General features: G+C 38.2%; 9 protein-coding genes, 2 tRNA genes and 1 pseudogene. 8 read left to right on the top strand and 4 right to left on the bottom strand.

Annotated elements, in window-relative coordinates; all coding sequences use genetic code 11:
• Window positions 1-109: 109 nt before the first annotated feature.
• Window positions 110-1,774, top strand: coding sequence for a glucose-6-phosphate isomerase (gene pgi / locus J7R12_RS00690; RefSeq protein ID WP_126602359.1), 1,665 nt, complete (start codon window positions 110-112; stop codon window positions 1,772-1,774).
• 111 nt (window positions 1,775-1,885) lie between these two features.
• Here the strand turns inward: pgi and J7R12_RS00685 are convergent.
• Window positions 1,886-1,975: transfer RNA gene (locus tag J7R12_RS00685), tRNA-Ser, on the bottom strand.
• A 289-nt stretch (window positions 1,976-2,264) separates the two neighbouring features.
• On the opposite strand from J7R12_RS00685, the gene rplU reads away from it, so the two are divergent.
• The 4 genes from rplU (at window position 2,265) to J7R12_RS00665 (ending at window position 7,382) form a co-directional block, all read left to right on the top strand.
• Window positions 2,265-2,756, top strand: a complete 492-nt coding sequence (gene rplU, locus J7R12_RS00680) for a 50S ribosomal protein L21 (protein ID WP_126602361.1) — start codon at window positions 2,265-2,267, stop codon at window positions 2,754-2,756.
• A gap of 12 nt (window positions 2,757-2,768) precedes the next feature.
• Window positions 2,769-3,038, top strand: coding sequence for a 50S ribosomal protein L27 (rpmA, locus tag J7R12_RS00675; protein ID WP_004862208.1), 270 nt, complete (start codon window positions 2,769-2,771; stop codon window positions 3,036-3,038).
• A 1,400-nt stretch (window positions 3,039-4,438) separates the two neighbouring features.
• Window positions 4,439-6,943, top strand: a complete 2,505-nt coding sequence (gene ptsP, locus J7R12_RS00670; protein ID WP_197721527.1) for a phosphoenolpyruvate--protein phosphotransferase — start codon at window positions 4,439-4,441, stop codon at window positions 6,941-6,943.
• A gap of 349 nt (window positions 6,944-7,292) precedes the next feature.
• A tRNA-Ser gene (locus J7R12_RS00665) sits at window positions 7,293-7,382 on the top strand.
• A 76-nt stretch (window positions 7,383-7,458) separates the two neighbouring features.
• Here J7R12_RS00665 and J7R12_RS09215 read toward each other — a convergent pair.
• The 3 genes and pseudogenes from J7R12_RS09215 to J7R12_RS00655 form a co-directional block, all read right to left on the bottom strand.
• A pseudogene (locus tag J7R12_RS09215) lies at window positions 7,459-7,566 on the bottom strand (tyrosine-type recombinase/integrase); the annotation flags it as partial.
• Window positions 7,567-7,889: 323 nt separating this feature from the next.
• A complete protein-coding gene (locus J7R12_RS00660) occupies window positions 7,890-8,666 on the bottom strand; it encodes a class I SAM-dependent methyltransferase (protein ID WP_126602363.1) in 777 nt (258 codons plus the stop codon).
• A gap of 255 nt (window positions 8,667-8,921) precedes the next feature.
• Window positions 8,922-9,191 (bottom strand): hypothetical protein, encoded by a 270-nt coding sequence (locus tag J7R12_RS00655; protein WP_126602367.1) that lies wholly within the window; start codon window positions 9,189-9,191, stop codon window positions 8,922-8,924.
• Window positions 9,192-9,984: 793 nt separating this feature from the next.
• Here J7R12_RS00655 and J7R12_RS00650 point away from each other — a divergent pair.
• From J7R12_RS00650 to J7R12_RS00640, 3 genes are all read left to right on the top strand, one after another.
• Window positions 9,985-10,509, top strand: coding sequence for a helix-turn-helix domain-containing protein (locus J7R12_RS00650; protein ID WP_126604005.1), 525 nt, complete (start codon window positions 9,985-9,987; stop codon window positions 10,507-10,509).
• A gap of 589 nt (window positions 10,510-11,098) precedes the next feature.
• Window positions 11,099-16,219, top strand: coding sequence for a Vomp family autotransporter (locus J7R12_RS00645; protein ID WP_126602368.1), 5,121 nt, complete (start codon window positions 11,099-11,101; stop codon window positions 16,217-16,219).
• Window positions 16,220-16,632: 413 nt separating this feature from the next.
• Entirely contained in the window at window positions 16,633-22,440 is a 5,808-nt protein-coding gene (locus tag J7R12_RS00640) for a Vomp family autotransporter (protein ID WP_164713718.1), read from the top strand.
• Window positions 22,441-23,823 lie beyond the last annotated feature (1,383 nt).

Raw genomic sequence — 23,823 nt, 5'->3', positions numbered from 1 at the left:
TTTATTTTGTATGCGAACAGTAAAAATGCCGAACAATAAAAAAGGAAGCTCTCTGTTTTATTATTTTTGTGCGTAAATTTCATTGTCAATAACTATGCGAGATAAGTCTATGGAAGATAGCTTGTTGCTTCGAAATGAAAAAGCTTTTGAGGAAGCTTTAAAAGCTTTAAGAAAGCATGCCACAAAAGAGAGAGTCCATGATATTCGTCGGCATTTCGAAGAGGATGAAAAGCGTTTTTCCCATTTTTCTTTAAAGCTTGATGATCTTCTTTTTGATTTTTCAAAATGTGGCGTAACATTTAAAACGTTGCAACTTCTGGATGATTTGGCTCTTGCTGCAGATGTGTTGGGCAGGCGTGAGGCAATGTTTTTAGGTCAGGCTATTAATACAACTGAAAAACGCTCAGTGCTTCATATTGCATTACGTTTGCCTGCTGATGAAGTTTTTATGGTGGATGGTCATGATATTATTGGAGATATTCAGGCTGTTCTTCAGGATATGGAAAGATTTTCTGAAAGAGTGCGTGATGGTAGCTATAAGGGCAACAATGGCGAGAGGATAACCGATATTGTGAATATTGGTATTGGTGGGTCTGATCTTGGACCTGCAATGGTCACACATGCTTTAAAACCTTATCATGATGGCCCGCATTGTCATTTTGTTTCTAATGCTGACAGTGCACATATTTTTGATACTCTCTCTGTTTTGAATCCTGCAACAACGCTGTTTGTCGTTGCCTCTAAAACTTTTACGACCACAGAAACGATGATGAATGCGCAAGTTGCACGTCAATGGATTTGTTCGCATTTAGGGGAAGAGGCTATTTGTACGCATTTTGTTGCTGTTTCCAGTGCGCTTGATAAAGTAGCAGAATTTGGCATCAATTTTTCAAAAGTTTTTGGATTTTGGAGTTGGGTTGGAGGGCGTTATTCGATTTGGTCTTCTATTGGTCTTGTTGTTATGTTGGCAATCGGGGGGCAGAATTTCTGCCAGTTTCTTAAAGGTGCGCAACAGATGGACCAACATTTTAAGGCGGCACCTTTACATAAAAATATTCCTATTCGATTTGCGCTTTTAGGGTTTTGGCATCGCGTCATTTGTGGTTATTTATCACGTGCTGTTATTCCTTATGAACAGCGTTTGGTGCGTTTTCCAGCTTATCTGCAACAACTTGATATGGAGTCAAATGGTAAGCAGGTTTCTTTGGATGGAAAACCGATGACTTTTTCTAGCGGTCCAGTTGTTTGGGGAGATGCTGGGACGAATGGGCAACATGCTTTTTTCCAGCTCTTGCACCAGGGAACAGATGTTATTCCCGTGGAATTTATTTTATTTGCAAAAGGGCATGAAAATAATTTACGTCATATGCATGATATGTTGGTAGCAAATTGCTTAGCGCAATCAAAGGCCTTAATGAAGGGACGTCGTGTTGAAGATGCTTGGCACATTCTTGTAAAAAATGGAGTGGATGAGCGTGAAGCAGATTATTTAGCACTTCATAAAAGTTTTGAAGGAAACCGCCCCAGTATAATGTTAGTTCAGGATTTATTGACTCCCTTTTCACTTGGTCGCCTTATTGCACTTTATGAACATCGTGTTTTTGTTGAAGGTGTTTTGATGAATATTAATTCATTTGATCAATGGGGCGTTGAGCTTGGCAAAGAATTAGCCAATGAATTGTTACCGATACTTCGTGGAGAAAAGAAAGCGGATAACCGCGATAGTTCGACATTAGGGTTATTAGCACATATGAGAGCCAAGCGTGTAGAATAAACTGTTGTAGTTTGACATAAGGTTTTGTACTTAAGTGAGAAAAGAGAGGATTAGGAAAAAAATACGTGATAATTCATTGTTTTCACAAATAGCATTGAGTGACGAATACTCTGGCGGAGAGAGAGGGATTTGAACCCCCGATAGAGTTGCCCCTATGCCGCATTTCGAGTGCGGTGCTTTCAACCACTCAGCCATCTCTCCATATAAAAGTGTGATGGAGTTTCACACTATTTGAGTGTATGGCGGGTAGATAACCTTCAATTGCTTTTAGTACAACCCTTTTTTGCTTTTTTATGGGACTTTATTGACAAAGAATAGAAATTCCGTCATATACGCGAGATACAAGCGCAGAATAAGTCTGCGTGTATTTTTGTAGAGAAGGATTTTATCCTTCTTGGAAGATCTATTACGACTGATAAAAAGCAGCCTATTTTCCCTTATTAACAAGGCAGAAATCAAATAAGAGCTGGAATGAACGGAAGGATAAAAAATGTTCGCAGTCATTAAAACCGGTGGTAAGCAATACCGCGTTGTTGCTAACCAAGTGGTAAAAGTTGAAAAAATTATTGGCAATGCAGGTGATGTTGTTGAATTCAATGACATATTGATGGTTGAGCAAGAGGGTAATACGGTTGTTGGTGCACCTTCTGTTGCTGGTGCTTTGGTTACTGCTGAGATTGTAGAGCAAGTACGTGGGCGTAAGGTTATTGCATTTAAGAAGCGTCGTCGTCAAAATTCGAAACGTACGCGTGGACATCGTCAAGAACTAACAACACTTCGTATTTTAGAAATTTTAATGGGTGGTTCAAAACCTAAAAAAGCAGTTGCAAAACCAAGTAAAGAGGAAACCACGGCATTAAAAGAGGCAACGAAGGAAACAAAAACACCTGCTTCTGTTAAGAAGGCAGCTAAGAAGCCTGCTGAAAAGAAGACCACACCGCAAAAGAAAGCGGCTGTAGCATCAGAGAGTAAAGAAGATTAAAGGAGAACGTCCATGGCACATAAAAAAGCTGGTGGTTCCTCGCGGAACGGTCGCGATTCAGAATCGAAACGTCTTGGCGTTAAAAAATTTGGTGGTGAAGCCGTCATTCCTGGGAATATTATTGTTCGCCAACGTGGTACGCGTTGGCATCCTGGTGACAATGTTGGTATTGGAAAAGACCATACTCTTTTTGCGCTATCAAATGGAACGGTTTCTTTTCGTAAGAAAGCGAGTAACCGTTCGTATGTTTCGGTTATTCCCGTGACAGAGGCGACAAAGTAGGTTGTAATAAGCTAGAACTTCATTGGAGTTCGGTTTTAAATTTTAGTACAAAAAAAGGAAGGGTAGGATGCTATCTTTCCTTTTTTTGCTCTGTATTATAATGTAAAACGGAGGGGATGCAAAAAACTAAAAAATAGAATCTAGGAAAATGTTTTTCTTAAAGAGCTGAAAGATTGCGGTTATGTTTCGCTTGTATTGAAGGCATTAATATGAGGAGGGAGCTTACCAATAATTAGGGTATGATAATGGAGCAGAAGTTTTTTTTGCGCACGAAAAAGCACCAAATCATTTGTTTTAAAAAGGCAATTTATTTTCTTTATTTTCACGGAATTTTAAGAGAAATTTGAAGGGGTAGTGGGGCTATTCATGTTCTTTAAACAGTTATGGGAAAGCGATCCGTTAAAAAGAGCAGGAATATGTAAGAGAGATTATAAAAGTATTGATGACAGCTACTTGGCAAGTGATAAATGGTGAGAGAGTTCTGATATCGAGAGTAAAATGATTGCTGTTCAGGGGACTTATTTTGAAGAAATAAAAATGACAGATATGCAATCAGCGATATCAAGAGTACTTTTTGATCTCTCTATTTCTCTATTATTGAGGGGTACGAAAATAGATCTTGTCAGGATAAGAGCAAGGCTCATTTAAGGTAAAAACACTTTTCATTTTACAGTTTTATAAATCTTGTTTTTCGGAATAAATATTGAGAAATTAAAGTTATATATGGGGATTTGTTTGATTTTAGTGATACGAGAATAATATTATTTTTAGTTGTATATATTGAGGTGGGTAAGCGGACAGAGAATGTTTTGCGGTTGCGGTGTTTATTTGAGAAAGAAAATTCGATAATGTAGCCAAAGTTGTGTCTTGAGGGTTCTATGTTGTGAGATATTTAATTATATGGAATCTTAAGGGAAGGGCTGCATTTGGCAATTTGCGATTATGTAATGTGTTAGAGAGGGAAGGGCGGGTCGCTCAATTTTTGGGGAATTAAAAATTAGCAGCAGTTGCAGGTGATGGAGGGCTGCTTTCTTATATGAGGAGTTATGACAGGTTATGCCAAATAACTTGGGAAAATGAAAGCGTTTTTTAAAGAGCTTTTCGATTTGTTGAGGGTGCAAGGGTTGGGACATTGATCTTTGTAAAATAAAAAGTGAGAGTTCGATTTATCTATGATAACTTTTTGTAACTTGGTAGAAGATGATATCCAATCGTTTGATGGATTGCATTGGGGGAAATGTCTCAGTTCATTATATTCCATATAATAAAAAGGGAAGTCGCAATGTTATTTATACGTTGTATGTTGGGAAATGCGGCTTTGAAATAAAATTTATCAGAAATATTCATGCTTGAATGTGAGGGAGTTTAAATTCATCATGAGATGTGAAGAAGTAGAAGCAATGAATACAGAGTTTAACGAGAATGAAATCTTGTCTATAAGATCTGTACAACTTGCAGCTGCTTTTGATCATAAAAATGATGTGATTCGTGCTGCTGGTGAATTGCTTGTGCAGGTCGGTGCAGTTGATGAATGTTATCTAGCAAGCATGCTTCAACGTGAAGCAATTACGAATACTTGGCTTGGGAATGGCATAGCCATTCCCCATGGAATGTTTGAAAGCCATAATTTGATTATCAGAGATGCTGTTGCTGTTATACAAATTCCTGCAGGTGTTGAGTGGCGGGATGGAAAGAAAGCGCGTTTGGTTATTGCCATTGCGGCTTGTCCAGATCGTTATAGAGAGATTTGCAGACAATTGGCGCCTCTTTTATATGATAAGGAACTGCTTGAAGCACTTTCAACAACTACAGATAAACAACAGATTGTTACAAATTTATTTGGTCAGGATATGCAGATGGGAAAGACTTCTATTGGCGATCTTTCGGTTTGCCAAGAATGGACTTTAGATTATCCAAGTGGCCTTCATGCGCGACCAGCCTCTCTTTGGGTTGATTTTGCAAAAAAAGCTCAGAGTTCTATCAGAATTCGCCATGGTCGGTATGCTGTTGAAATGAAAAATTTGGTTGGTTTATTGCAATTAGGAGCAAAAAACGGTGATGTTCTTGTTTTTTCGACGGATGCTGTAGAAGGTGTGCAACTTCTTAAAGATGCAATTTCTGTTGCGAAGAAAGTGAGTATAAGTGAAAAGTGTATGATGAGAGAAATGGAGTCTCAAACCAAGACTTTTCATGGTTGGTATCCGTGTTCTGGGCAAAAAGGTATTTCTGGTGTTGGTGCAAGTTCAGGATTAGCTATGGGAAAGATTTTTGTGTTAAAGCAAAATAATATTTCCATAACGGATAAGCCTGTTGATTTTGCAATTGGGACAGCATGTCTTGAAAATGCTCTTACAAAAACAAAGCATAAAATGGCATCAGTTATTTCTGATATCACAGCGCGTATGGGAGCAGATTCTGCTGCGATTTTTTCTGCACAAATGGTTTTGCTTGAAGATGAAAATCTGATAGCTCAAGCTTATCGTTTTATAGCAGAAGGTCATGGTGTCGCTTGGTCTTGGGATAGAGCGATTCAGCAATTTGTAGATATGTTTTCTCAGGTAGATAATCCTTTGTTAGCGGCGCGTGCTGTTAACTTAGTTGATGTTGGTCGTCGTGTTTTAGGCGAAATAAATCCATCATATAGACCATTCTTTTTAAACGATCTCCCGCGCGGTATTATTCTTGTTACAGATGATCTATCTCCTTCTGATATAGCTCAGCTTGATTGTACAAAAGTGCAAGGGTTAGTAACGGCATGGGGAGGTCCACTGTCTCATACGGCAATTTTAGCGCGTACTCTGGGTATCCCAATGGTTGTTGCTACAGGTGATGATGTTTTGGCAGTTGAGGGTGATGTTCAAGCTATTATTGATGGTGATAATGGATTCATTTATTTTGATCCTTCTCCTGAAGATGTTGAAGATGCTGAAAGGCAGATGAGCATTTTTGCGCAAAAGCATGAGAGTGAGATACGCGTATGTAGATTACCGGTGCAAACGACGGATGGTCAAAAGATTCGTATCATGGCTAATGTCAGCTACACAAATCAGGTTTCTGTTGCGTTAGATTTGGGGGCTGAAGGTATTGGCCTTATGCGGACAGAATTTTTGTTTTTAGAAAGTCCCTATGTTCCAGATGAGGAAGCACAATTTAATGTGTACCGAGCGATGATGACAGCGGTGGGGGATAAGCCATTGATTATTCGTGCCCTCGATATTGGTGGCGATAAACAGGTTACACATTTACATTTATCTAAAGAGGACAATCCTTTTTTAGGAATTCGGGGAACGCGGCTTTTATTGCGGCGACGTGATCTTTTAGTTCCTCAGTTACGTGCTTTGTATAGAGTGGCAAAAGAGGGTGGAGATTTATGGCTTCTATTTCCGATGGTTATGTCCGTTTCAGAGGTTTTTGCTATAAAAAAGATCACAGAAGAAATACGTCATAATCTTGGTGCGCCCAAATTAAAGATTGGTATTATGATCGAAGTTCCGGCAGCAGCCATAATGGCAGATGTTTTGAGTGCCTATGTTGATTTTTTCTCCATTGGAACAAACGATTTAATGCAGTATACAATGGCAGTTGATAGACAGAATCCTTACCTTGTATCTGAAGCTGATAGTCTTGATCCAGCGGTTTTGCGTATGATACATCAGACTGTACAAGGTGCAGAAAAACATAATTGTTGGGTTAGTGTGTGTGGTGGTATGGCGGGAGATCCTTTTGCAGCGATGATTTTGACTGGACTGGGAATTAATGAACTTTCTATGATATCCAATGATATTTCTTCAGTAAAAGCATGTTTGCAGACTCATAGTTTTGAAGACATGAAAATTTTAGCAAGAAAGGCATTACAATGTGAAACTGCACGAGATGTACGCGCCCTTAGCAATGATATAAAGTGATACAGGGAAGTTAAGGGAACGGAGAATTCATTAATCTTGCAATTTGGTAAAGCAAAAGCACATGCATCAAGCATTTGTATTAGAATAAATTTTATTATTCTCACGAAGCACGTTTTCGTGTTGGTGATGATTCATGAGGACGCTTATTTTGCTGATTTCTGGGTATAGGTAGTGATAATAGGGGGAGTACTATCTATTCACAGAAAAAAGTTGCTTGTTGAAAAAGAGAAAATGTATTTATCCTTCCATAAGGCTCTCCTCTTATTTTGATAAATAAAGTTATTTTTTGAGTTTTGAGCATGAGTTTAAGCTTGCACGTTATTTCTTTCTGGGTATAGTGCAAACCTCTGGAGAGGTGGCCGAGTGGTTGAAGGCGCACGCCTGGAACGCGTGTATATGGGAAACCATATCGAGGGTTCGAATCCCTCTCTCTCCGCCATTCTCAATAAAATCAAGAGATTATACAAAGGTTCGGAAATTTTGTGTTCTTTGTTTCTTTTAACTTAGTTTTTTGTCTACCCCGAACTTTTTTGAAGTTTTTTTATCGCTTCCATTGCGAGTCGTTTTCTATCTGCCGTTTTTGTATAGAGTGAAGCCATTTTACCTGTGGTCCACCCAAAGTATAAATTGATTGAGGTTTTTGTATCTCTGGCGCATTATTGAGAGCAAAAAACTTCCCCTTTAATTGCGCAAAGTTCATGGACAGCGTCTAATAATTCTTCCGCTTACGTAAATTTTTTCCGTAATAATCCTCAATATTTCCTGTAAGGCGGATCAAGGTAAAATAAGCAGACAATAAAGATCGATGCAACGAGGTATCAGTTTGAAAGCTGAGGGAAAAACTATTCAAATGTTTCTCAAATCCGCATTTTAATATGCGTGAATTTTCCGCACCACGCTTATTTTTGTGGAATGAAAGGCAGAAGAGGCAACCATAGATATGGGATTATCTTACATACATATAGAGTTCACTTCGATATAAAATCTCTAAATTTCCTTGTACTTCATATTGTTTTATCAATGCAACCAATTGCTGCAAATATTCTTCTTTGTGGCTAGCAATAGCGCGTTGTGCTTGCGTTGAGGAGCGGCTCATACCAATAAAGGCTTCGGATGGGATCGTCATTGTCCAATTGTGCGTACGTAAAACAATCTTTTCTGGATTGACTCTAAAGCCATCGCTCATTTCCTGTAAAAAATCAAAATTACGATAATAACGGGAATAGTTAGGACTCATTTCTTCTAGTAATGTCTCATAAGCGGCTAGAAATTTACTCTGTTTAAAATTGCGATTGTTTTGAATGACTGCCATGACACCCTTGGTTCGAAGTTGGTTTGAGACAGTGCAAAGCAATTGAGAGCGATCCATCCATTGAAACGCTTGCGCCACAATGACAAGATCAAGCTTGCCGATTTTGGGCAATAGGCTTTCGGCTTGGCCTTGATACCACTGTACAGTAGGAAATTTTTTCTGCCCTTGTTTAATCATGTCTGACGATATATCGATAGCATGATATTGGTGTTTGTTCCCCAAAAGTTCGACAATTCCCTCTAATGCGATACCGGTTCCAGCTCCTACATCCACGATGGATAAATGTTTTTTGTCCTTCAAAGGCAGTAGCATGGTTTTCAATAAGGTGAGGGGATAGCGCGGACGATAGCGATCATAATCATCAGCCAATCCATCAAATTTTTCACTTTTGGGTTGAATATTTTGTGTCATAGAATGCCCCCTTACAATGGCTGACATATATAATTGAGAAGCCCTCCTTTATTCAATGTGTTAAGCATAAGTTCCTAAGGAGAGCTGAATGGGAATGGCTGTTTGTTACCTTCTTCTTTTTCCTTCTATAAGATCGGTGATTTACACTGAATATGAATATATTGTTTTAAGGGTAGTGAGCGAATGCCAAGGCTGGTATTTGTGAAGAGTGGCAAGCAATAAGACAATCTCACACCATATAAGGAGTGTGTTGCGTTATTTGTGTTCTTCAAAATCCATATGAATAACAGTCTCTTCTTCATTTTCATTGGAAAGAGGCATTCTACGACGGCGCAGGGTTTCTACAATTTCCTTTTTAAAAACCATATCTGCTTCGCTTAAGCGACAAATACTTAATTCTAATTCAAGAGATAAAGCCAAATCCACACATGATTTAAGCTGTTCTCCAATATCAAAACCGCGTTGATAATCGTCATAAAGACCAACAAGCGTATCGGATAATTCTTTATCGCGTAAAGAGGTCATGTTCATGTCTCCACATCATGGTTTTTCAGTGCAGTTTTAATATATTTAAGCGTTATTTCATCATGATCGCCAAAAGCTTTCATGCATATCACTATCATAGTTTTGTCAATTTGGCGCAAAACATCAACTTTTAAGTCACTATCTGTCAGATTTTTTTTGTTCCAAGAATTTTAGTTTCTCAATTGTGCATGCATATTGCAATATCTTTATTATAGGACTTATGGTATTTAAAATACATGACTGGCAAGCGACTTTTGATTTACGTAGAAGATGTATCATTTTGATAAAAATGTTCTGAGATTTCATCATTGTCAACGAAATTCAAACCAGAGTTATTGATATCACTAAAGTGGTATCATTGATAAATTGCTTCATCGGTTAGATTTTGAACCTCATCAATAATGAACAGTTTATCATTTCCGATCTGCTTTCATTTTTTGCAAAACACCAATTTATTCTACCCATTTCGACTTGATTTTTAGATATTGAGAAATCTTTTTCCTTATGTAATTGAAAAACTCTGTCCAAATGTTTTTGACATTGGATAACGGTATTTGGTAAGATTTTGTGAGTTTTGCCACGCTTGTGTTTTGCGGCATAACTCGAAATAATGCTATGGCGCTACCATCTTTGTGTGGTTGTCATAATTTTCGCTCCTACTTAAATGGATGCGGCAACGTCCATTTTGTGGGGTTATGTGTGTAATAACCGCTCATCTTAAGGAGCGGTAATGAGAGATGTAAATCAATATAATTATTTAGTCAACAATTATATTGATTTTGGAGTAGTTTTTTTGGCACGTCCAGAAACAGAACCTAAAACTGATTTGGCAAAACGTTTTCGTGAAGTGCGTCGCACCCTTGGCTTTAAGGAACGTAAACAATTTGCTGAACATCTTGGTATAACTGTTGGCTCCATAGGAACGTATGAAACTGGTATAAGTGAACCTACTGCTTCTGCTCTCTCTAAATATCAAGAAATTTGTGGTGTTTCATTAGATTGGCTTATTACTGGCAATGGTGAAATGTTCACAGATATGGCAAAGGCGAAAGCAGCGGGTTTTAAACCGCAAGCTATTCCCGCTGGATTGATGAAAAAACTTGGGCGTTTGGTTTATACGACTTATCATGATGCAAAGATAACAGTTTCTCCTGAAGATGTGGCGGAATTAGCGGCGGAGCTTTATGGAAAATTGCAAGAGCTTGTTCAAGACATCAATGATAAGGAAGAAGTTGAAGCAACTTTTCCGCTTTTGAAATTGCACTTAACACGTCAAATAGAAGCTGAGAAAACACAACCAGCAATCACACAAGATTAACAAATCTCTGACTGATTTTTTAGAGTTTCTACTATAAAAATCCAATTACAAAAAGATCAATATTTTGCACGTATTTTAGCTTTTGAAAACAATATCACGCATTTTATCTGCTAAAGAAGAATGAACAATACAAATTTCTATGTAGTGTTCACGCGTTTCGTGAAAATATACCGTAGGATTATCTTTATATCACACTATATTATACAATTTATAAAGGTTAATTTTTTCAAAACAATAAAAAATTATTCCCTCTACTCTTGCCATTTTGTTGATGCGCTTTATCTGAAAATGAAAGACTGTTTTATTAAGAAGCAGATTATACTGTTCATGATGGAGGTTATAGCATAGTTTGCAAGTAAATTACCTATTTTTCATTTAAGTCCCTTTATTGATGGGGGGGGCATCTAATGTTTTTTAGAAGTTTTAGGACGATGCTGAGAGAAGTCTGAGCGTTGAAAGGGTACCTTTTGTCTTTTTTAAAATTTTTCTAGTGCGCAAACGTGATTTTGCGAAGTGTTTTTTGTTGCCTGTTGTGGCGAAGCTAAACTGTGTTTTGGCTTTCGCTATGCTCTATATTGAGGGATTTATCATGAAAAAATATTCAACACCAAATTTGGTTAAAGCGGTTTCATTGGGAACTGTTATCGCAACACTCTTATCAAGTGTTTCACCTATTTTAGCTGCGAATCTTGCGATAACAGGTGGAAAAGTTGAAAGCACAAATGAAGCCAATGTATCTTATCAACATGCTAGCCATGGCAGTATTGTCTTCGCTGGCGATGATAATTACTGTGGTGTGGATAATGCTGTTGGTCGTGGTGGCAAACAACAGCAGGGAATGCAGGATGGTAGCCGAATAACTGCCGAGGAGCAATATAACAGATTTGTAAATGATCAAGAATTTGAAGGTTATCAACCTGATGGTGTGTATCCTTTTGTAACCGGTTGTGTGGATTCTGCAACAGCGAACTATTCGGCAGCATTGAGTGCAGGAGCAACCACAAAAGCTGGTACAGCACAAGCCCTTAGGGTTTCCGCACGTTCCAGTAGAGCAGCAGGTATTACTGTGGGCGAGGGATCGGTAGCATCGGGAACATCTGCGATTGCTATTGGTGAAAATGCAAAAGCCTCTGGTAAAAAGAGCATTTCTATAGGTGAGAGTTCTCAAGCTACAATGGACGATGCGATTGCGATTGGTTCAAATACAGATGGGAGTGGTATAAATAGTGTTGCCATTGGTAAGTTCGCATCTGCATCCGGTTACAATAGTGTTGCATTAGGGCTCAGAACCAATGCAAGTGCTGAGTATACAGTTGCTATAGGATCGAAAGCTCAAGCTCAAGCTCTTGGTTCTATTGCAATAGGTGGTGGGGAGCCTGCAGACAATGGACAGGAAAGAGAAGTAATAGCGAAAGGTAAAAATTCGATTGCTATAGGTTCGCATACTTATGCTGAGATGGCTCATTCAGTTGCGATTGGTATAAATGCACAGGTACGTGTTATAGACGGTGTTGCTGTGGGAGGAGGGTCTGTTTCTCGCGTTGGTCGTGATACTTTTGGTTATGATCCTGTAACAAATAATCAGACAACAAAGAGTGATCTTGCATGGAAAAGCACTGGAGGTGATTTTAGTGTTGGTAATACTAATCAGCAGTTAACGCGACAGATTACAAATGTTGCAGCTGGTACTCAAGATACCGATGCCGTCAATGTGGCACAGTTAAAAGCTCTGAGAAATGTCATTGCAGGAGGAGGAGCAGGAGGAAGCTGGAATATTTCTGTTAACGATAGCGATTCTACAGCTGTTAATGAAGGCAATACAGTAGATTTTTCAGTGAAGAATGCTAGCGAAGCTGGAAAAGACAACTTAAAGATAGAGAGGGAAGGGGAAAATAATAATAAGCATAACATCAAATTTGCTTTGAGTGATACCCTTAAGTTGACGAGTGTCACTACAGGAAACAGCTCTATGAGTAAAGATGGTTTTGTTATTACTGGTGGACCAAGTATGGCTGTGGGGGGTATTAAGGCTGGCAGTAAAAAGATTACAGAAGTAGCAGAAGGAACTGTTGACACTGATGCAGTGAATTATAAACAGCTGAAAGATTTTACAACGAAAATTAAAACAGGTTGGAAACTTGCTGTTGAAAATAACGAGGCTACAGATATTGGAGCAGGGAGTACAGTAAAGTTTGTAGCTGCTGCGGATGAGGATAGCCACAAAAATATCAACATTGAAAAAGACGAAAACAATAATGTCACATTTGGTCTAGCTGATGATATTCAGGTAATGACTGTTACAGCAGGAGAAAGCATTATGAGTGCTTCTGGCTTTAGGTTTACTGATGATGATGGGCCGAGCATAACTGTTAAGGGCATTCATGCTGGTAATAAAACGATTAAAGGAGTAGCGGCGGGGGAAGAAGATACCGATGCAGTCAATTTTGGACAGCTAAAAGCTATGAAAGATTTGGTAGCAGGAGGCTGGAAACTTTCTGTTAATGGTGCAAATCCTGCAGATGTTAAGGGAGGTAGTGTTGTAGATTTTTCAGTGAAAAATGATAACGGAGTAGGACAAGACAACTTAAAGATTGAAAAAGACAATGAAAACAAGATCAAATTTGCTTTGAGTGATACCCTTAAGTTGACGAGTGTCACTACAGGAAACAGCTCTATGAGTAGTGATGGTTTCATGATTACTGATGGACCAAGCGTAAAGAGTGAAGGTATTTCTGCTGGCGATAAAAAGATTACAGGAGTGATGGCAGGAACTAACAATACCGATGCAGTAAATTATTCACAGCTGAAAGAAATAGAGAATCAAATAGCAGGAAATAACCTTGTTGAATGGGATGAGGAGAAACAACGTATCACTATTGGTGCCAAAAAAAATGGTACAAAAATTGATATTACAAGCACTGATGGGGTACGGACTATCGCAGGTGTGAAAGCCGCAGTGAACGGTAATGAAGCTGTTAACAAAGACCAACTTGATGAAAGCATAGAAAAGATTTCTAAAGACGCTTTATTGTGGAGCGACGAAGACCAAGCGTTTGTTGCACAACATAAAGAAGGAGAGGCGTTAAAAGATAGCAAAATTATGTTTCTTTTAGATGGTGAAGTTTCTGCTGGTTCAACTGAGGCTATCAATGGTGGCCAGCTTTATTCTATGGGTAGCAACATTGCTAATTATTTTGGTGGTGGCGCTGGATATAATTCTGGGAAATGGAACGGTCCCACTTTCGAAGTTTATCAAATCGACAGCAATGGAACAGGTTCTAGTCATCGCTATCAAAATGTTGCAGATGCTTTTGAAGGTGTGAATACCACTTTCACCAAGATCCACAATCAAATTTCTAATATAGCAGGAAATAACCTTGTTGAATGGGATGAAGACCAGAAGCTTATCACTATTGGTGCTAAAAAAGATGGTACAAAAATTGATATTACAAGCACTGATGGAGCACGGACTATTGCTGGTGTGAAAGCAGCAGAAAAGGGTAATGAAGCTGTTAACAAAGATCAACTTGATGGTCAGATTGCAGAGATTACTAATACTATTAATAATATTAACAAGGGAAGTGATTTTGCAGTTCTCTATGATAAAAATGGTGATAATTCTGTCAATTATAACAGTGTGACTTTAGGGGGAGGGAAAGCCAACGGACAAGTCGCTCTGCGCAATGTTAAAGATGGTGAAATTTCTGAGCAATCTCACGATGCGGTGAATGGTAGCCAGATTGAAAAAATATCCAAAGATGTGGCGAAATTTTTCGGTGGTAATGCTTCATTCGAGAAAGGCACCTTTACAAAACCAAGATATAATTTAACCATTATTGATGAAAATAGTAAGGTAAAACAGAAGGAATATAATGATGTTGGTTCAGCTTTGAGTGGTCTTGATATGAATATCAGGCATGTTAATCAACATTTAGTCCATGCAATAAATGATGTTGCTACTTATTTCGGTGGTGGCGCGGGATATGATGAAAAAGAAGAATGGCATGCTCCTATTTTCAATGTTATCCAATTCAGGGATGATGGAACTTCCTCTAAGCAGCCCTATGATAACGTTGCTGATGCTTTTGAAGGTGTGAATAGTTCTTTCACCAACATTCACAATCAAATCTCTAATATAAAAGAAAATAATCTTGTTAAATGGGACGAAAACCAGAAGCTTATCACCATTGGTAAAGAAAAAGGTGGTGCAAAAATTGATATTAAAGGTAGTGAGGGAGACCGGACTATCGCTGGTGTCAAAGCTGGTACAATTTCTGCCAATTCAACCGAAGCGATCAATGGTAGTCAAATTAATACAATATCCGGAAATATAGCACAATACTTTGGTGGAGGTGCTAAATTTGAAAATGGAGCTTATGTAGGACCAAAATATAGTTTATCTGTTGTTTGTGAAGATGGAACGGTAGGAATAGCTAATTATCGAGATGTTGGTACAGCTTTGACAGGGCTTGATGCAAATGTCAAAAGTGTCAATACACGCATAACAAACGTAGTCAATAACTTTACTGAAGAAATTCAGGGTCTTTCTAAAGATGCTTTACTTTGGAGTGAAGAGGATAAAGCGTTTGTTGCACGTCACGAAAAAGACGGAAAGAAGACAAACAGCAAGCTTACATCCCTTTTAAATGGTGAGATTTCTGAAAATTCAACGGATGCTATCACGGGTAAACAACTCTATTTCACGACTATCCAGTTGGCTAATTATTTTGGTGGTGGCGCTGGATATGATCAAGATGGTAATTGGAACGGTCCTAATTTCATGATTTCTCAGATCAATGCTAATGGTACTGTTGGTGAAAAGAAAAGCTACAATAATGTTGCTGATGCGCTTGATGGTGTTAATAGCGGTATGGTCAACATAAACAATCGTATTGATGATGTCATCAACAAGGTGGATTCCGATGCTTTAAAGTGGAATAAGGAAAAAGGAGCTTATGACGCTAGCCATAATGGTCAGCCAAGTAAAATCATTAATGTAGCTGATGGTACAATTGCAGAAGGTTCAAAAGATGCAGTCAATGGTGGACAGCTTTGGAAGACCAATGAACGTGTCGCAGGTGTTGAAAAAGATATAAAGCATATTGAAAACAAAGTTGATAATATTGAGAATACGGTTGGTGAACTTGCAGATGGAGTTGTTCTCTATGACAAAGATAACAATGGTAAGAAAACCAATAAAATCACTCTAAAAGGTGGTGATGCCAGTGAACCTGTTTTGATTGATAATGTAGCTGATGGTAAGATTGAGAAAGGCTCGAAAGAAGCTGTAAATGGTGGGCAGCTCCGTGATTATACTGAGCAACAAATGAAAATCATTCTTGATGAATCGAAGCATTATACGGATCAACGGGTAAATAATATTGTTGTCGATGCGATTGATAATGCTGTTGAACGCGCGAACCAGTACACCAATATGAAATTTGAGGCTTTAAACTATAGCATTGAGAATGTACGTAAAGAAGCAAAGCAAGCGGCAGCTATTGGGCTAGCAGTGTCTAACTTACGGTACAACGATACACCTGGAAAATTAAGTGTCGCATTTGGTAGCGGTTTATGGCGTAGCCAATCTGCCTTTGCTTTTGGTGCTGGTTATACATCTGAAAAAGGAAATATTCGTTCTAATTTATCAGTTACGAGTTCAGGTGGGCATTGGGGTGTCGGTGCAGGACTTAACATGACACTGAATTGATGCGAAAATAGTTTTCTTAAATACATCTTTTGCCCTTGCTTTGATGAAGCAGGGGCATTTTAGTAAAAAGCGTTACATAAATCTTGTCTGAGAAAAATAACCGCTCTCCTAAAATCAAGAGACGCAAAAATTATACCAATTTCAAAGAGTTTAAAGCGAAAAGCTGAACACTCTTTTTAAGAGAAAAAGCCAACATTATTCTCGTAATAAGATATATTTTTTTTGATGTTCCTCAACTTGACTTTCACAAGCTGCCCTCTAATTGCTCTTTAAAGGTGCTGTAGCAATAACAGCTTATATCTTGTTTTATTTTCAGTGCAAAAGCACGGGGACACAAAAAAGAATAAAGAGACCTTGCAACTGATGGGGCGTCTTTTTTGTGTCTTAAATATGTTATTATAGGGAGGGGAATTATGAAAAAATATTCAACACCAAATTTGATTAAAGCTGTTTCATTGGGAACTGTTATAGCCACACTCTTGTCGAGTGTTTCTCCTGTCGTTGCTTCTAATCTTGCGATAACAGGAGATAAAAATCTGAGCTCGAGTGGTGCTGATGTGCCTTATAAACAAGGCAGTCATGGCAGTATTGTCTTTGCTGGCGATGATAATTACTGTGGGGTGGACAATGTTATTGGCCGTGGTGGCAAAGGTCAAAGTACTAATAATCAAATAACTGCAGAAGAACAATACAACAGAATTGCTATGAATAAAGATTTTTCTGGCCGTTATCCATATGGTGAAACAACTAGTCAGGTTATTTGGGCTGGTGATAGTAATACGAGTAACGGTGGTGCTTATATGGGAAGTACAACCGGTGGTCTTGCGAGTGTTATGCCTGAAGCTTTTGGTGTTTATTCTTTTGCAACTGGGTGTGGATCTTCCGCAATGGGAAATTATTCAACAGCATTTGGAGCGGGGGCAACTACAAAGGGTGGGGGGGCACAAGCTTTTGGTGTTTCTGCACTTGCGGGTGGACGAGCAAGTATTGCTATAGGAGTTGGGTCAGAAACAACAGCAAGAAGTACGATTGCTATTGGTGGGCTTGCAAAAGCAGAAAGCATTGATAGCATTGCATTAGGTACCAAAGCACATACAAGTGATCAAGATGCGATTGCTGTGGGTTATAATGCTCAAGCTCAAACAAGATTTTCAATTGCCATTGGTTCTGATGCAATAGCGTCTAAGGGGGATGGTGTTGCTTTGGGTGCAGCTTCTGTTGCTAGCGTTGACAGAAATATTGCTGGTTATGATCCTGTAAGTAATTCTGTTTCAGAAAACACCAGTGGCGTATGGAAAAGTAAAAAAAGCGCAGTCAGTGTTGGGAAAGCCGATGGGAGTATGACACGCCAGATCACTGGATTGGCGGCTGGTACTGCAGACTCTGATGCAGTAAATATTGCTCAGTTGAAAGCGTTAAGGGAAGTTGCGACAAAAGGGTGGAAGCTTTCTGTTAATGGTGCAAATGCTACCGATGTTTTGGCAGAGAACACTGTCGATTTAGTTGCAGATGGAAATAACAGCAATATTAAGATTGTAAAAAACAATAATAAAGTCACATTTGATCTAGCTGATAATATTCATGTGACGAGTGTCACTGCAGGAAGAAGCGTTTTGAGTGATGATGGTTTAGTACTTGCTGGGGGGCCAACAATAACTCCTGACGGTATAATGGCTGGTAAAAAAACGATTACAGATGTTGCAGCGGGGATTAAAGATACCGATGCAGTGAATGTTGCACAGCTAAACGCAGTGAAAGAGTCATCTAAAACAAGTTGGCAGCTTTCTGTCAATAGTGGAGATGCTACGGCCATTGGTCAAAATGGCATAGTGAATTTACAAGCAGCTGGCAATGAAAATAAACAGAATATCAAGATTGAAAAAGATAATAATCACAATGTAACATTTGATCTAGCTGATGATCTTCATGTGATGAGTGTCACAGCAGGAGAAAGTATTATGGATGCTGTTGGCTTTAGGTTTACTGATGCTGGGCCGAGCATAACCGTTACTGGCATTCATGCTGGTAATAAAACGATTAAAGGAGTGTCGGCAGGGCAAGAAGATACCGATGCAGTGAATGTTGGACAGCTGAAAAAAATAGAAAGCCAAATAGCAGAAAATAGTCTTGTTAAATGGGACGAGCAGCAGAAGCGTATCACTATTGGTGCTGAAAAAGATGGTATTGAAATTAATATTGCAAACAATAAAAATGAAACGCGAATTATCTCTGGTGTTGCGGTTGGGAAAGTTAGTGTTGATTCAACAGAAGCAGTAAATGGTGAACAGCTTTTCAATATTGATAAAAATATATCGGATTTTTTTGGTGGTGAAACAGAAGTGATTAATGGTGTAGCACCAACTTTTACTATTCAGGATAATAAATATAAGAGTGTGGCTGATGCTTTCACGGGTGTGAGTAATTCTATCACGGAGATTACTAATCAAATTACCAATGCAACAAAAAATAGCCTAGTGAAGCAGGAAGAAAATGAGGACACTATCACCATTGGGAAGGCAACAGGTGGGGATCTGATTAATATTGCCAATAAAGATGGTGAAGTTCGTAGAATTTCCGGTGTGAAAGCCGCACAGGAAGATAATGATGCTGTTAATAAAAAACAACTCGATGATACTATAGCAGATATTACTGATAGTATTAAGAATAATATCCTTGTTAAACAAGATAAAGAAGAAGGCGCTCGTATCACCGTTGGTAAGGACACAGGTGGTTCTGAAATCAATATTGCAAATAATGATGGTGACGCTCGTACAATTTCTGGTGTGAAAGCAGCAGTTAATAACGATGAAGCTGTTAATAAAGAACAACTTGAGGGTAGTATAGCAGATGTTGTTGATAGCATCAAAAGTAATAGCCTTGTTAAATGGAATGGGGAGCAAAGTCTTATTACCATTGGGAATGAAAAAGATGGTTCTAAAATCAGTATTGCTAACAAATCTGGTGAAGCTCGTACAATTTCCGGCGTGAAAGCAGCGGAGGCAGATGATGAGGCTGTTAATAAAAAACAACTCGATGGCCGTATTGCAGAGATTAATAATAATATTAAGAATGTGAATGATTTTGCAGTTCTCTATGATAAAGATGAAGATGACAGTGTTAATTATAATAGTATCACTTTAGGGGGTGATAAGACTAGAGCACCGGTTGCTCTCCATAATGTACAAGCTGGTACAATTGCTAAAAATTCGCTTGATGCGATCAATGGCAGTCAGATTAATAAAATATCTGAAGATGTAGCGTACATTTTTGGTGGAGGTGCGGAATTTAAGGATGGTATCTTGTTCGGTCCGCTCTATCATTTATCGCGCATTTCTGAAGATGGAACACCGGAAAATCGTGACTTTAATAATGTGGGAGATGCTTTGGTAGGGCTTGATAAAAATATCAACAATGTGAATGACCATCTCACAAATGTAGCAAATGACTTTACACAACAAATCAATAATATTTCACAAGTGGTAAAAGGTGATGCCTTGTTGTGGAGTGAGGATGAACAGGCATTTGTAGCACAGCATGGACAAAATGGAGAAAAAGACAACAGCAAACTTAAGTTTCTTGCGAATGGAGACATTTCTAGCGATTCAACCGATGCCATCAATGGTTCGCAGCTTTTCCAAATTTCTCAAAAGATATCGGATATTTTTGGTGGTGACGTAGATATAATTAATGGTATTGGACCATCTTATACGATTCAAGGAAAAGAACATAATACTGTTATATCTGCATTTGAGGGTGTTAATAATTCTATCACGGAGATTTCTAATCAGATTGCCAATGCGGCAAAAAATAGCCTTGTCAAGCAAGAAGGAGAGAATTCTCTTATCACCGTTGGTAAGGCAACGGGTGGTACTGAAATCAATATTGCAAATAATGATGGTGAAGCTCGTACAATTTCCGGCGTGAAAGCAGCGGAGGCAGATGATGAGGCTGTTAATAAAAAACAACTCGATGGCCGTATTGCAGAGATTAATAATAATATTAAGAATGTGAATGATTTTGCAGTTCTCTATGATAAAGATGAAGATGACAGTGTTAATTATAATAGTATCACTTTAGGGGGTGATAAGACTAGAGCACCGGTTGCTCTCCATAATGTACAAGCTGGTACAATTGCTAAAAATTCGCTTGATGCGATCAATGGCAGTCAGATTAATAAAATATCTGAAGGTGTAGCATACATTTTTGGTGGAGGTGCGGAATTTAAGGATGGTATCTTGTTCGGTCCGCTCTATCATTTATCGCGCATTTCTGAAGATGGAACACCGGAAAATCGTGACTTTAATAATGTGGGAGATGCTTTGGTAGGGCTTGATAAAAATATCAACAATGTGAATGACCATCTCACAAATGTAGCAAATGACTTTACACAACAAATCAATAATATTTCACAAGTGGTAAAAGGTGATGCCTTGTTGTGGAGTGAGGATGAACAGGCATTTGTAGCACAGCATGGACAAAATGGAGAAAAAGACAACAGCAAACTTAAGTTTCTTGCGAATGGAGACATTGCTAGAGATTCAACCGATGCCATCAATGGTTCGCAGCTCTATCAAACCAATCAAAAGCTTAATGAGTTGGGTGATAGTGTTCATGATATAAGTACAAATATATCGAACTATTTTGGTGGCAGTACAGATGTAGTGAATGGTATTAAACCAACCTTCGTTATTAAGGATCAGACATATCGTAATGTTACGGATGCTTTCACTGGCGTGAATATTTCCATTGCAAATCTTGATGGTAAGATTTCCGAAATGGGAAAGAATAATCTTGTGCAACAACAGGGAGGGGCATCAGGGATTATCACGATTGGTAAGGCAACAGCTGGGACTGAGATCAATATTGCAGGTGTTGGTGGTGTAGGACGCACTATTTCTGGTGTGAAAGAAGCAGAAAAGGGTGATGAAGCTGTTAACAAAGATCAACTTGATAAAAGCATAGAGAAGATTTCTAAAAATATTGAAACAGCAAGTGCGGCAGCAGTTCTCTATGATAAAGAAGATGGTGTTGTTGATTATAATCGTGTGACCTTGGGAGGTAAGAACAGCACTGGACCAGTAGCTCTTCTGAATGTCAAAGATGGTAGAATTGCTGCTAACTCAACCGATGCCATTACAGGTAATCAACTCTATGTCATGAGTAACCAATTGGCTGCGTATTTCGGCGGTGGTGCTGGCTATAAGGATGGAAATTGGACTGCTCCCAATTTCAAAGTTGCACAACTCAATGCTGATGGTACGACTGTTGAGAAAAGCTACAATAATGTTGCTGAAGCGCTTGATGGTGTTAATAGCGGTATGATCAACATGAACAATCGTATTGATCATGTCATCGACAAGGTAGCTTCCGATGCTTTAAAGTGGGATGATTGGAAGGGAGCTTATGATGCTAGCCATAGCGGTCAGCCAAGTAAGATTGTCAATGTAGCTGATGGTAAGATTGTAGAAGGTTCAAAAGATGCGGTCAATGGTGGACAACTTTGGCAGACCAACGAACGTGTCGCAGGTGTTGAAAAAGATATTGAGCATATCGGAAAAAGAGTTGACAATATTTCCGCTACGGTTACCAATATTGGTGAGACAGTTACCAATATTGAAAACAGAGTTGATAATATTGAAAATACGGTTAATAATCTTTCTGATGGGGCTGTTAATTATGACAAAACTGAAGACGGAAAGAAAACCAATAAGATCACTCTAAAAGGTGGAAATGAAAGTGAACCTGTTATGATTGATAATCTTGCTGATGGGCGCATTGAGAAAGGCTCGAAAGAGGCAATTAATGGTGGGCAACTGCATGATTATACTGAGCAGCAGATGAAGATTGTTCTTGATGAATCGAAGCACTACACAGATCAACGGGTGAAAAATATCGTTGTTGATGCGATTGATAATGCCGTTGACCAAGCTAAGCAATATACAGACGTAAAGTTTAATATTTTAAGTTACGACATTAAGAGTGTACGCAAAGAGGCAAGACAAGCGGCAGCCGTTGGTTTAGCAGTATCCAACCTACGTTACTTCGACGAACCAGGATCTTTGAGTGTTTCATTTGGTAGCGGTGCATGGCGTGGACAATCTGCTTTTGCTTTTGGTGCTGGTTATACATCTGAAAATGGAAAAATCCGCTCTAATCTCTCTGCAACAAGTGCTGGCGGTCATTGGGGAGTAGGTGGAGCAATAACTCTGAAAATAAAATAATACGAAAAACAGGAACTTAACAGATTTTCGCCCTTGTCTGATGAGGCAAGGGCGAAAATTTTATAAATGACAATTATACTTAAAGTCAAAATTTCCCAGAAGAAAATTCCATAATTTTACGGATAAAAAGCACACTCTAAGATTTGCTGGAGTGTGCTTTTTATGAGCAGAGCTAAGGAAGTTCATTTTCTGGCTATTTTTCTATTATTCTGTAGCTGGTATATCGCTTGATAAGACTCATTATATTGAAAGCACAAGCAAATTACCTTCCAAGAGAGCACACAATCACTTAAGATCATTTCATTCTTTTAAATGAGCAGCTAAATTAAAGCAATATTAACCATTTTTACAAAAAGATTACAATTAACTTTAAAAAATAAGAAAGCGACTAATACAGGCGTTTTTCGCTTTAAAACTTTCTAGAAAAGAAGTCCTTTTTCAAACTCAGTATCTTTTACCTTTCAAATACACAAAACGAGTCTTCTAAATTTTACAAATTATAAACCTTTTATCGGATAATAACCTTCAAATATATTTTACCAGTCTCATACTCTTTAGGTGCTGATGATATATCTAAAAGAGCATTTTTTTTGGTAGATTTAATTTATGGAGGTCAGGAGATTTTGGGGATTTATGTGCATGGATTTCATATAGCATTGAGATGATGCTAAAAAGCCAAAGGTTTTAATGAAAGTCTTGAACACCATCACTTTTGTTAAACAATATTTAAGTTACACATAAACAAGTACAACACTTAACGAGGATGGAAATTCTGAGGTTTCAGAGAAATAATATGTGATTTTGTTGAAAAAATAACACACTAGAATCCATAATGATAGAATTTATACAACAAACCCATTTTTTTCTTGCTATTTCATTTGAGACCTTGCAACTATACAAATAGTATATTAGTAAGATTCATTTTGTTTAAAATAAACACTTCTTGATGGGGTGAGCGATATCAGAAGGGGGACAAAAGTAATGAATTTAAAGAGAAAAAATAACACCAAGATTCGACGCAGCTTTAATATTCATTTTAGTAGAAAGAAATATAGCTAAAGAAATCAAATTCCACTTAGATTTCAGAGTATTTCACTTTAATATCACAAAGAAATACTCTCTTTTAACAAAAAAGTAATTCATTAACACGTAAAAATCACTTTTTATATTTGTTAAAAGCTTAATCATTCTAAAATGAAAGGCATTCAATCTTTCAACGAAACACAAACAATAAACCACACCACAAACACTCATTAGAATCTAAACGGATCATTTGCATATTTATTAAATTCAATTTTTCTACTTAGATCTTCTTAAATACACACAACACGAGACTCAAAATGACACCTCACCACAAAAACGATAATCTAAAATCTCACACTT

Origin of the sequence: Bartonella vinsonii subsp. vinsonii (assembly GCF_902825235.1) — a bacterium.
Lineage (GTDB): Bacteria > Pseudomonadota > Alphaproteobacteria > Rhizobiales > Rhizobiaceae > Bartonella > Bartonella vinsonii.
Note: the sequence above shows the minus strand (reverse complement) of the source record. Positions and strands in the feature narration are given on the sequence as shown.

Bases quoted from the DNA above. Each gene is read 5' to 3' on its own strand.
- pgi (WP_126602359.1), top strand. From the start codon at position 110: ATGGAAGATAGCTTGTTGCTTCGAAATGAAAAAGCTTTTGAGGAAGCT.
- rplU (WP_126602361.1), top strand. From the start codon at position 2,265: ATGTTCGCAGTCATTAAAACCGGTGGTAAGCAATACCGCGTTGTTGCT.
- rpmA (WP_004862208.1), top strand. From the start codon at position 2,769: ATGGCACATAAAAAAGCTGGTGGTTCCTCGCGGAACGGTCGCGATTCA.
- ptsP (WP_197721527.1), top strand. From the start codon at position 4,439: ATGAATACAGAGTTTAACGAGAATGAAATCTTGTCTATAAGATCTGTA.
- J7R12_RS00660 (WP_126602363.1), bottom strand. From the start codon at position 8,666: ATGACACAAAATATTCAACCCAAAAGTGAAAAATTTGATGGATTGGCT.
- J7R12_RS00655 (WP_126602367.1), bottom strand. From the start codon at position 9,191: ATGACCTCTTTACGCGATAAAGAATTATCCGATACGCTTGTTGGTCTT.
- J7R12_RS00645 (WP_126602368.1), top strand. From the start codon at position 11,099: ATGAAAAAATATTCAACACCAAATTTGGTTAAAGCGGTTTCATTGGGA.
- J7R12_RS00640 (WP_164713718.1), top strand. From the start codon at position 16,633: ATGAAAAAATATTCAACACCAAATTTGATTAAAGCTGTTTCATTGGGA.